The organism is Desulfosarcina sp. (assembly GCF_041551955.1).
In the GTDB taxonomy this organism is placed as follows: Bacteria; Desulfobacterota; Desulfobacteria; order Desulfobacterales; family Desulfosarcinaceae; genus Desulfosarcina.
This window is the reverse complement of sequence record NZ_JBFELV010000141.1, coordinates 1-10,768: the sequence shown is the minus strand read 5'-3', so window position 1 is coordinate 10,768 and position 10,768 is coordinate 1. Positions and strand designations below refer to the sequence as shown.

Genomic DNA, 10,768 nt, shown 5'->3' with positions numbered 1-10,768 from the left:
GTCGCGGCGCCCGACCAGAGACCGTTTCTCACACCACGCCGATCGATCTTGATACAACATGCACCGAACAGGAAAAACCAACGGACTGACTGATGTTCCCGGAATTTTAGTGGGGCATTTTACCGACGCCGCAGCGGCTTCTGGCACGACCGTGGTGATCTGTAACGACGGGGCCGTGGGCGGCGTCGATGTTCGGGGAGCGGCTCCGGGCACCCGAGAAACCGACCTGCTGGCACCTGAAAACCTGGTGGAAAAAGTCCATGCGGTCTGTCTCTCGGGCGGATCGGTTTACGGGTTGGCCGCGGCGGATGGGGTGGTGCGGTATCTGGAATCCAAGGCGATCGGCTTCCCGCTGGATGACACCCACGTGGCCCCCATCGTTCCAGCGGCCGTGCTCTTCGATCTGGGGCGCGGGCCCGAATTCAGGCCGCCGGTGGATCGCAGCTGGGGCGAACGGGCCTGCCGGGCCGCCGGCCCAGGCCCCGTAGAAACCGGCTGTGTGGGTGCCGGTACCGGCGCCATGTCCGGCGGCATCAAGGGGGGCGTGGGCAGTGCAAGTTGGGTTCTGGAGACGGGAATTGTCGTGGCCGCCATAGTGGCGGTCAACTCCTTGGGATCGACCGTTGATCCGGCCACGGGCACCTTCTGGGAAGCCCGTCTTGAAACCGGAAAAGAATTTGCCGGGCGTATTCGCCCTCGGGTGGCGCTACCCACGACGCCCACCGGTAGGCCGGGCGGGAACACCACACTGGCCGTTGTGGCCACCAACGCGATCCTGACCAAACCCCAGGCCAAAAAGATCGCCATGATGGCCCATGACGGCATGGCCCGGGCCGTTCGTCCCGCCCATACCATGTTTGACGGGGATATTGTCTATTGCCTGGCCACAGGCCAGCAGCCCCTGCCGGAAAAATCGGGTTTTTTCACGACACCAGACGCCCAGACCATCAACGAATTGGGTCATTCCGCGGCGGACTGCCTGGCGCGGGCGATTATCCGGGGGATTCTCGACGCACAAAGCGCTTATGGCCTGACGGCCTACCAGGATCTTGAACTCGTTTAATTGAAAAAGCAGTTCTCCACCCAATTGTCACCGAAAGGAGAAAAGATGAAATATGCCCTGTACTCCCTTGTCCTGATCCTCTCCCTGGTTGTCGTAAACTCCGCTTTTTCACAGGTGCCAGTCAAAGGCGGCACGTTGACGGTCTGTCAACCGGCTGAACCGCCGGGACTGGATCCTACGACCCATACTGCAGCAGCCATCGACCGGGTCGTTTACGCCAACATCTACGAAGGACTGGTCAAAGTGGACAGTGGAGGCGGATTTCTCCCCGGACTAGCCAACGGCTGGAACATCTCGGCCGATGGTCTGGTCTACACCTTCAACCTGAGAAAAGGCGTAGTCTTCCACAACGGGGAGACCTTCGATGCGGCAGTGGCCAAGTGGAATCTGGAGCGGGCTGCCCAGCCTGAAAACGGCAATCCCCACCCTGAATATTTCAACGGCATCGAGAGCATGGCCACGCCGGACACGCATACATTGGTGATCCGCCTTAAAGACGTTGACGCCCTGTTCATCGCCCATATGGCCGAAGGGGATGCGGTGATGCAGCCCATCAAGGGTTCAGGGAATGCCAAATCCAACCCCATCGGCACCGGCCCCTTCAAATTCGTCAAATGGGTCAAGGGCGACCGGGTGGAAATGGATCGCTTCGACGGATACTGGAACCCTTTTTTGCCTTACCTGGACCGGGTGGTCTTCCGCTTCATCAGCGATCCGGCCGCTCAGATAGCCGCGCTGAAAGCCGGCGACATCGACGTGATCGGCTACATTGCCGCACCCGAGTCAGCCATGATGCTGGAAAAGGACCCGCGCTTCAAAGTCTTTGCCGGCACGACCACCGGCGAGGTGATCATGTCCACCAACAACCAGGCGGCCCCCTTCGACAACCGGCTGGTGCGCCAGGCCATGGCCCACGCCATCGATCGCCAGGCAGTGGTGGATTTAGTCATGTTCGGCTACGGGACCCCCATCGGCTCCCATTGGTCACCCTCCACGCCCTACTACGAGGACCTCACCGCCCGCTTTCCCTATGATCCGGACAAGGCCAGGACCCTGTTGAAGGAAGCCGGTTACCCGAACGGATTTAAGGCCACCATCAAGCTGCCGGCCATCTACTCCTACTCCCGACGGGCCGGCGAGGTGATCGCCGACATGCTCGCCAAGGTGGGCATCGACCTGACCATCGAAATCGTGGAATGGGGTCAGTGGATCGATCGGATCTTCAAGAAAAAAGAATACCAGCTGACCATGATCGGCCACGTGGAGGCCTGGGATATCGGCATCTACGCTAAACCGGACTACTACTTCCAGTATGACTCCCAAACGTTCCGGGAAGCCTATGCCAATGCCCTGGCAGCCCCGGACGAAGCAGGCAAGGCAAAGTGGTTCGGCCGCTGCCAGGAGATCATTGCCGACGATGCGGTCAACGGATTTCTCTTTTCCGCGCCTAGCCTGCCGGTCATGAAAGCCGATGTCATGGGGTGGTGGGAGAACTACCCGACCATCGCCCTGGACTGCACGGCGGTGTGGTGGAAACAGTAATCATGGCGCTCAGGCACCCATGACCGGCTATTTGATGAAAAAAGGGATCAGCTTGACGGCGGTGCTTTTTCTGGTCTCCCTCACCGTCTTTTCGGTGCTCTTCGTGCTGCCGGGCGACCCGGCCCAGATCATCCTGGGGATCAATGCCTCCCCGGAAACCCTGGCGGCCCTTCGGGCGCGGCTGGGACTGGATCAGCCGTTCTGGGCCCAGTATGGCAGCTGGATCGGCAGCCTGATGCGAGGCACCGGCGGCCACTCCATTACCTACGACGTGGCCGTGTTCGAGCTTATCGGCTCCCGTCTGGCGGTCACCGGCCCCCTGGCGATGATGGCCATGGCCATTGCCGTGGCACTGGCCATACCCCTGGGCATTTTCGCCGCCCGTCATCAGAACCGCCCGGCAGATGCCGCCGTGATGGCCGGCACCCAGCTGGGACTGGCGGTGCCCGAATTCTGGCTGGGCATCCTGCTGATGCTGCTTTTTTCCGTTCACTGGGGAATCTTCAGTGCCGGCGGGTTTCCCGGCTGGAATGAAGACGTCTGGGGATCCCTGAAGGCCCTGTTCCTTCCGGCCCTGGCCCTTGGGCTGATCCGGGCGGCCATTCTTACCCGGCTGACCCGATCCTCCATGCTGGAGGTGCTGCGGGAGGATTATATACGCACAGCCCGGGCCAAGGGGTTGAAGGAACGCACCGTGGTCTATGGTCACGCCTTGAAAAACGCGCTGATCCCGGTGCTGACCATTTTCGGCCTGCAAATGGGGCAGCTGCTGGCCGGGGCCATCATCATCGAAAATGTGTTCACCCTGCCCGGACTGGGACGGTTGGTGTTCCAGGCCATTGGCCAGCGAGACCTGCCCGTGGTGCGGGAGGTGGTGCTCTTCATGGCGGCCGCCGTAGTAATCGTCAACTTTCTCGTGGACCTCTCCTACGCGGCCGTTGACCCGCGGATTCGAATGGAGGGGCAATGACCATGGGGCGCTATTTTAAGAACCTGAACTTTTCGCTGGGGGTGGTCCTGTGCACCGTGGTGGTGGCCATGGCCCTGGTCAGCCTCTTCTGGACGCCGTACAGCCCCAACACCATGGATGCGCAACACCGCATGGAAGCGCCCTCCATGGTCCATCCACTGGGCACAGACCAGTACGGCAGGGACACGCTCTCCCGCGTGATGGTCGGCGCGGTGAATTCCATCGTTGTCGGGTTGATCACCGTGGCCATCGGCATGGGGGCGGGAATCCTCCTGGGGCTGATCAGCGTGTGGGGCGGCCGGCTGACCGATGAGGTCATCATGCGATTTTCGGACCTGCTCTTCGGCTTCCCGGCGGTGCTGTCGGCCATTCTGATCACCGCGGTCCTGGGGCCGTCAGCGGTCAACGCCATGCTGGCCATCGGCATCTTCTACATTCCGGTATTTGCCCGGCTCACCCGGGCATCAGCCCTGACGGTCAAAGGACTCGACTACATTGCCGCGGCCCGGGCGGCCGGGCAGACAGAAGTGACCATCATCCGGCGACACGTGCTGCCCAACATTCTCTCTCCGCTGATCATCCAGGCAACCATCCAGTTCGCGGTCGCTATTCTGGCCGAAGCCAGTCTGAGCTACCTGGGGCTGGGCGCCCAACCCCCGCATCCCTCCTGGGGCCGGATGCTCAACGAGGCCCAGACCTTCATGTCGCTTACCCCGTGGATGGCCTTGTTCCCGGGCATGGCCATCGCCTGGACGGTTCTTGGCTTCAACTTGCTGGGGGATGGGCTGAGGGACATACTGGATCCGCGCTTGCGGTGAGAAAAAAATGATACCCGAATCCGTTATTCAAAAGGTGCTCAACCAAATCGATCCTGAAGGGGTGATCGACCTCACCGCTCGTTTGGTGCGATGCAACTCGGTGTGGGACCCGCAGGCAGCCACCAGTGAAGCCGAAGCGGCTGGTCTGGCCGCTCAATGGGCCCGGAACAGGGGCTTCGATGTGGCCGTGGAAACCGTGGCCCCGGACCGGCCCAATGTGATCATCCGTTGGATCGCCGGCCCCGGCCCCCGAACGCTGATGTTCGAGGGGCACACGGATGTGGTCACGCCCGGCAACCTGAGCCGATGGCGATACGATCCCTTTGGTGCCCACATCGAAAATGGCCGCATGTTCGGTCGTGGCACCAATGACACCAAGGGAAACCTGGCTGCCATGCTGGTGGCCATGGCGGCCCTGAAGGCGTCGGGCGTCCCCTTGGCCGGGTCAATCGTGGGTGGTGTGTTGTGCGACGAAGAGGGCATGATGGCCGGGGTGCAGGATTTCATCGCCCGCGGCCATGCCGATTCGGTGACGGCCGCAGTCGTTTGCGAACCCCAGGACGGACTCGTCTGCATCGCCCAGAAAGGTGCGGTGCGAGCCCGGTTTGCCGTCCACGGACGCATGAGTCATGGGGCCATGCCCCTGTCCGGTCTCAACCCGGCCCCAGCCGTGGCCCGGATTATCGATGGATTGGCCAGCCTGGAAGCCGAAGCGATCGAGACCATCGGCAAAAACCCCCTGCTGGGCTGGCCCAGTTTTACTCCGACGGTGGTCCAGGCACCCTCCCAGGGGCCGCCCCAGCTCAACGTCGTACCGGGCGAGGCGGAAATCCTGGTGGATGTGCGCACGCTTCCCGATCAGAACCACGATGCCATCCGCAAGGCCCTGTCTGCCCTGGTGCGGCAGACGGTCAGGGACATCAACCAGCGCTACCAGGAGACAGACCGGCAGATGGGTATCCAGCGGCCCTGGGAATTGGACGTGACGGTGCAGTTTCTTTCCGACCGGCCCTGCACCCATACCGACCGAGGTGATCCGGTGGTCTCCTCCGCCGTTTGGGCCAGCCGACAGGTCAACGGCAGGGATCCAGAATTCGCCGGGGTGCCGGGCGCCACCGACGGCACGTTTCTCTGGGCACTCAAGGATATACCTATCGTCACCATGGGCGCCGGAGATCGCCAGGTGCCCCACCAGGTGGACGAATGGGTGGATCTCGACCAGCTGGTGGACACGGCCCGCATATATGCCCTCACGGCCCTGCACTACCTCTATCCCGGAGACCACCCTTGAGAGGCGCGCTGCTGGACATTCGGGGCTTGTCGGTCCACTTCTTTACCCCCGAAGGAATCGGCCGTGCCGTCGAAGCCGTGAATCTGTCCATCGCCCCCGGTGAAACCTTGGGGCTGGTGGGTGAATCAGGCTGCGGAAAAAGCGTCACCACCCTGGCCGTGGTGGGTCTGGTGCCATCGCCACCGGGCCGGATCGTGGCGGGAGAGGTCCGTTTTTTAGGCAGAGACCTGCTGAAAGCCGATCCCGAGGCCCTGCGTCACATCCGGGGCCGTGAAATCGGCATGATTTTTCAAGAACCCATGACCGCCTTGAACCCCGTGCTGACCATCGGCCGCCAGGTCGCCGAACCCCTGGTGGCCCACTTGGGAATGTCTCGGGCCGATGCGCTGAAAAAAGCGGCGCGGTGGCTGGACCGGGTGCGCATCCCATCGGTGGAAAAACGGCTGGGGGCCTACCCACACGAGCTGTCCGGCGGCATGCGCCAGCGGGTGATGATTGCCATGGCCATGATCTGCCGGCCGCGTCTACTGATTGCCGACGAACCCACCACGGCCCTGGACGTGACCCTCCAGCGCCAGGTGCTCTCGCTGATGACCGGACTTCAGGCAGAACTGGACACCGCCATGCTGCTGATCACCCACGACCTGGGAGTGGTGGCCCAGACCGCCAGCCGGGTGTCGGTGATGTATGCGGGTCGGGTGGTGGAGACCGCCGACGTCCGTCCCCTGTTTGCCGACCCCCTGCATCCTTACACCCAGGGCCTGCTTCAATCCATGCCAATGCTCGGAACAAGCCGTCGTGGACGGCTGCATGAAATTCGCGGCACGGTGCCGGCCGCCACGGACCCCATCAGCGGCTGCCCCTTTGCGGAACGCTGTCCGTCAGCGTTTGACCGATGCCGGCAGGAGGCACCCGCTCTGGAAATGGTTCGGCCGCGAAGGAAGGTTAGCTGTTGGTTGTTCCGAGATTAGTGAATTGAGGAATTCGGAATTGAAAAAATATTGTCTCTAATCGCTTTCAACCGCCAATTCCCCAATCCCTCAATTCCCCAATTCTGGCATGTCCGGGTTACATAATGTCAATGAATCGCTGAAATGAGAGGCGACCGGATGAATCACGCACCCCTGCTTGAGGTCACGGACCTGACCAAACATTTTTCCATGGACCGCGGCTTTTTTTCACGCCCCACGGGATGGGTCAAGGCCGTCAATGGGGTCAGCTTCGGCATCCGTCGAGGGGAGAGTCTGGGGCTGGTGGGCGAATCGGGATGCGGCAAGAGTACCCTGGCCAGGCTGGTGGTGAGGCTGCTGACACCTACTGCCGGATCCATCCGGTTCGGCGGCCGGGAAATCAGCGCCCTGGATCGACAGGCGATGCGGCCACTGAGAAAGCAGATGCAGATCATCTTCCAGGACCCCTACGCCAGCCTGGATCCACGCATGACCGTGGCAGCCAGTGTCACCGAACCGTTGCGCAACGGAAGCACGTTTTCCAAACGCGAACAGCGCACACTTGCCGGTGATCTGCTGGCAACGGTGGGCCTGCGGGTCAGTGACCTGGACCGCTACCCGCACGAATTTTCCGGTGGTCAGCGCCAGCGCATCGGCATTGCCCGGGCCCTGTGCGTAAGGCCGGCGATAGTGGTTGCCGATGAGCCGGTCAGCGCCCTTGACGTCTCCATCCAGGCCCAGATTCTCAATCTGATGATGGATCTTCAACAGCAGTTCGAGCTTGCCTATCTCTTCATCTCCCACGATATCAGCATCGTGGAACATTTTTGCGACCGGATCGCCGTCATGTACGCCGGTCACTTGGTGGAGGTCGCCGGCGCCAAGGGATTTCACGGCGCCTGCAGGCATCCCTATGCCCAAGCCCTGGTGGCCGCCGTGCCCCGGCCCGACCCGCAGGTGCCGCTGCCGCCGGTGCCCGTGGAGGGCGAGCCCCCGGATCCGTCTGCCTTGCCGCCCGGGTGCCCGTATCATCCCCGCTGTCCCCACGCATTCGATCCATGCTTGGACCATCGTCCGCCGCTGGTTGAAGCGGGGGGAAACCACCAGGTGGCCTGCTGGCTCGATGGGGGAAGAGGCCTTGACGAAGCGCTGCCGAAACCATGACCCGATGGGCACCGGTTCCATGGACCACCGCTCAATCGGCACGGGTCCGGATGATGGCACCTTTGTCGGCGGATTCGGCCAACCGGCTGTATAGATAGAGGTATCCCTCGGTAACACGCGGTTCTGGCGGCTTCCATTGAATACGCCGACGGTCGAGCTCCTCTTCCGCCACCTTCAGGTCCAGCCGTTTACCGGGGATGTCGATCGCAATGACATCCCCGTCCCTCACCAGGGCGATAGGCCCCCCTTCCATGGCTTCGGGAGAAATATGGCCGATAAAACAGCCGTTGTTGGTCCCGGAAAAACGGCCATCGGTCACCAGGGCAACCTTGTCGCTGAGCCCGAGACCATGCAGCAATTTCATCGCCTTGAACATTTCGGGCATACCTGGCCCGCCCTTGGGGCCTTCATAGCGAATCACCACCACGTCGCCGGGTCGCACGGCATCCTCCATGATGGCCGCATTGGCCTCGGACTCGGATTCGAAGACCCGTGCCGGTCCACTGAAAGTGAACATGTCGCTGCGTATCGCTGCCGGCTTGACCACCGCCGAATCAGGCGCCAGGTTGCCGTGCAGCACCGCTAGTCCGCCGCTGGAGCTGAAGGGTTTCTCAAAAGTCTTGATCACCTCATTATTGGGTGAGACATGGCCGCGAATGTTTTCGCCGATCGTCCGACCGGTGACGGTCATTGCCTCCTTGTGCAGCAAGGAGACGATCTCGTTCATCACAACCGGTACCCCTCCTGATTCAAAAAAATCGATTACATTGCATGCGGCTGCTGGGTTCATCTTGGCGACCAGGGGTGTACTGCGGCTGATATCGTCAAACATTTTGATGTCGAATACCACGCCGGCCTCGTAGGCGATGGCGGGAATGTGCAAGGCGGCGTTCGTGGACCCGCCGATGGCGGATGTCAGACGAACGGCGTTTTCCAGGGATGCTCCGGTGATGATCTGCCTGGCGGTGATGCCGGTGCGAACCAGATCGACAACGGCGCGGCCGGAGTCTTGGGCCACATGCAGCCGCCCGGTATGTGCGGCCGGGATCATGGCGCTGCCGGTAAGGGACATGCCGATCGCTTCCGCGATGCAGCACATGGTGTTGGCGGTCCCCAAAAAGGAGCATGAGCCGCATGTTGGGGCACACGCATCCTCCATGCGAACTAGTTCTTCCTGTGAAATTTGACCCTTCTTCAGCATGCCGACCCCTTCGAGGATCGAGGTGGTGTCTGCCTTGCGTCCCTGTATCTGCGGCCCCCCCATCATGGGACCGCCGTTAACCAGGATGGCGGGCAGGTCCAGTCGGGCTGCCGCCATGAGCATGCCAGGGACGATCTTATCGCAGGATCCCAGCAGCACCAGGCCGTCGTACTGGTGCGCCTGAACCATCAGTTCAATGCTGTGGGCAATGATATCGCGGGTAGGCAGGATATAGCGCATGCCCGCGTGGCCTTCGGCAATACCGTCGCAGGCCCCGATGACACCGAATTCCACCGGCGTGCCGCCGGCGGCTCGAATACCTTCCCGGACCGCTGCCGATACCTGGCGCAGGTTGTAATGGCCGGGAACTGCGGTGCTCCAGGCGTTGGCAATCCCGATCAGGGGCTTTTCCAAATCGCTGTCGGTGTAACCCATGGATTTATAGTAGGCGCGGTTAATGCTCCACTCCGGCCGCTCGAGAATCTTCTGGCTTCGCAGTTTCATGTTTTTAAATCCCATTGAAAATATTGAACGGGTTGAATCAGGGGACCGGTGTCAACTTGAAAGTTTGGCCGCCATCTTGATGGCTTCGACCATTGACTGGGGGTTGGCCCGGCCTTCCCCGGCTTTGTCGAAGGCGGTGCCATGATCCACCGACGTGCGGACGATGGGAAGCCCGATGGTGACGTTTACGCCCGCCATTTGGCCCCATGTGCCGGTAACATCGTCGTATTGAAAACCGACCAGTTTAGCGGGGATATGCCCTTGATCGTGGTACATGACCACAACAGCATCATACATGCCGCCTCTCATCTTGGAAAAAACAGTGTCCGCCGGCAGCGGGCCTTCAACCCGCATCCCGGCTGATCGACCAGCTTCCACAGCCGGCGTGATTTCGGTGTCATCCTCGTCACCAAACAGGCCGCCTTCGCCGCAGTGGGGATTCAGACCGGCAACGGCAATCCGGGGCGTGTGGATGTCCAGTTCCTTCAAGGTATTGTGGGTGAGCTGAATCACTTTCAGGACCCGCGCCTTTTTAACCCGGTCGCAGGCTTCCCGAAGGGATACGTGTGTGGAGACGTGCGTCACCCGGAAGTTCCCGTCGACCAGCATCATGGCATAATCCGTGGTCCCGGTTTTTTCGCCGTAGATCTCGGTATGACCGGCATAGTGAAAGCCGGCGGCGTTGATTGCGGCTTTGTTGATCGGGCCGGTGACGGTGCCGTCGATCTCCCCGGCCATGGCGAGCGCAATGACACGGTCTATATATTCAAACGCAGCCCTGCCCTGGGCGCCGGTGACGGTTTGGTGCTGCAAATCAGTCATCGGCAAGTTCATCAGGTCCAGCACATCCAGGGTTCCGGGCATGAATCGGCCGCCCGTGACCTGGCTGCAGGCGTTGAGCGTCAGTTTCAGGTTGGAAAATTTGATCGCGTTGGCCATCACAGCCCCATCGCCGACAATCATCGGACGACAGACCCTGTAAATCTTAGCATCACTGAGCGCCTTGGCACAGACCTCTGGTCCGATACCCCCGGGATCGCCCATGGTGATGCCCAGCAGGGGGAGTTTGGATATCTGCTTCATAATTTAAAAACCTCTATGTCAAAGCATGGATAAGTTGAACCAGGGTATCGGCGGAACCGAACGCACCCGCCTTGGTCACTACGGGTAGACCATTGAATGGACCGCCTACCAACTCGCCGCGCATCAGTCCCGGGAGGATCTCCTCACGTATCAGCAAGGCCGAGGCGGCAACCTGGCGCCGG

10 protein-coding genes are annotated in these 10,768 nt (G+C 61.3%); 7 read left to right on the top strand and 3 right to left on the bottom strand.

Going from position 1 to position 10,768, the window contains the following annotated elements:
* Window positions 1–58: 58 nt before the first annotated feature.
* From ABYV26_RS12415 to ABYV26_RS12385, 7 genes are all read left to right on the top strand, one after another.
* Entirely contained in the window at window positions 59–1,063 is a 1,005-nt protein-coding gene (locus ABYV26_RS12415) for a P1 family peptidase (protein ID WP_372681428.1), read from the top strand.
* A gap of 45 nt (window positions 1,064–1,108) precedes the next feature.
* The gene (locus ABYV26_RS12410; protein WP_372681426.1) at window positions 1,109–2,605 is read left to right on the top strand and encodes an ABC transporter substrate-binding protein; all 1,497 of its coding nucleotides are present in this window, start codon (window positions 1,109–1,111) and stop codon (window positions 2,603–2,605) included.
* Window positions 2,606–2,624: 19 nt separating this feature from the next.
* Complete coding sequence (locus ABYV26_RS12405) at window positions 2,625–3,575, top strand: ABC transporter permease (protein ID WP_372681424.1); 951 nt, start codon at window positions 2,625–2,627, stop codon at window positions 3,573–3,575.
* A 2-nt stretch (window positions 3,576–3,577) separates the two neighbouring features.
* Window positions 3,578–4,393 (top strand): ABC transporter permease, encoded by an 816-nt coding sequence (locus ABYV26_RS12400; RefSeq protein ID WP_372681423.1) that lies wholly within the window; start codon window positions 3,578–3,580, stop codon window positions 4,391–4,393.
* Between the two features lie 7 nt (window positions 4,394–4,400).
* Window positions 4,401–5,684, top strand: a complete 1,284-nt coding sequence (locus ABYV26_RS12395; protein WP_372681421.1) for a M20 family metallopeptidase — start codon at window positions 4,401–4,403, stop codon at window positions 5,682–5,684.
* Entirely contained in the window at window positions 5,681–6,655 is a 975-nt protein-coding gene (locus ABYV26_RS12390) for an ABC transporter ATP-binding protein (protein ID WP_372681419.1), read from the top strand. The genes ABYV26_RS12395 and ABYV26_RS12390 overlap by 4 nt, the downstream gene beginning before the upstream one ends.
* A gap of 138 nt (window positions 6,656–6,793) precedes the next feature.
* A complete protein-coding gene (locus ABYV26_RS12385) occupies window positions 6,794–7,798 on the top strand; it encodes an ABC transporter ATP-binding protein (protein ID WP_372681417.1) in 1,005 nt (334 codons plus the stop codon).
* A 31-nt stretch (window positions 7,799–7,829) separates the two neighbouring features.
* Here ABYV26_RS12385 and ilvD read toward each other — a convergent pair whose 3' ends face one another.
* The 3 genes from ilvD to ABYV26_RS12370 form a co-directional block, all read right to left on the bottom strand.
* Window positions 7,830–9,503 carry a dihydroxy-acid dehydratase gene (ilvD, locus tag ABYV26_RS12380; protein ID WP_372681415.1) on the bottom strand — a complete coding sequence of 558 codons (1,674 nt, stop codon included), beginning with the start codon at window positions 9,501–9,503 and terminating at the stop codon, window positions 7,830–7,832.
* A gap of 51 nt (window positions 9,504–9,554) precedes the next feature.
* Window positions 9,555–10,586, bottom strand: coding sequence for a 4-hydroxythreonine-4-phosphate dehydrogenase PdxA (gene pdxA / locus ABYV26_RS12375; protein ID WP_372681413.1), 1,032 nt, complete (start codon window positions 10,584–10,586; stop codon window positions 9,555–9,557).
* Window positions 10,587–10,599: 13 nt separating this feature from the next.
* Window positions 10,600–10,768 (bottom strand): nucleotide-binding domain containing protein (locus ABYV26_RS12370; RefSeq protein ID WP_372681430.1); only part of this gene is annotated, 169 nt, incomplete at its 5' end.

Coding starts and splice junctions, on each gene's coding strand:
- ABYV26_RS12415 (WP_372681428.1), top strand. CDS start 59: ATGCACCGAACAGGAAAAACCAACGGACTGACTGATGTTCCCGGAATT.
- ABYV26_RS12410 (WP_372681426.1), top strand. CDS start 1,109: ATGAAATATGCCCTGTACTCCCTTGTCCTGATCCTCTCCCTGGTTGTC.
- ABYV26_RS12405 (WP_372681424.1), top strand. CDS start 2,625: ATGACCGGCTATTTGATGAAAAAAGGGATCAGCTTGACGGCGGTGCTT.
- ABYV26_RS12400 (WP_372681423.1), top strand. CDS start 3,578: ATGGGGCGCTATTTTAAGAACCTGAACTTTTCGCTGGGGGTGGTCCTG.
- ABYV26_RS12395 (WP_372681421.1), top strand. CDS start 4,401: ATGATACCCGAATCCGTTATTCAAAAGGTGCTCAACCAAATCGATCCT.
- ABYV26_RS12385 (WP_372681417.1), top strand. CDS start 6,794: ATGAATCACGCACCCCTGCTTGAGGTCACGGACCTGACCAAACATTTT.
- ilvD (WP_372681415.1), bottom strand. CDS start 9,503: ATGAAACTGCGAAGCCAGAAGATTCTCGAGCGGCCGGAGTGGAGCATT.
- pdxA (WP_372681413.1), bottom strand. CDS start 10,586: ATGAAGCAGATATCCAAACTCCCCCTGCTGGGCATCACCATGGGCGAT.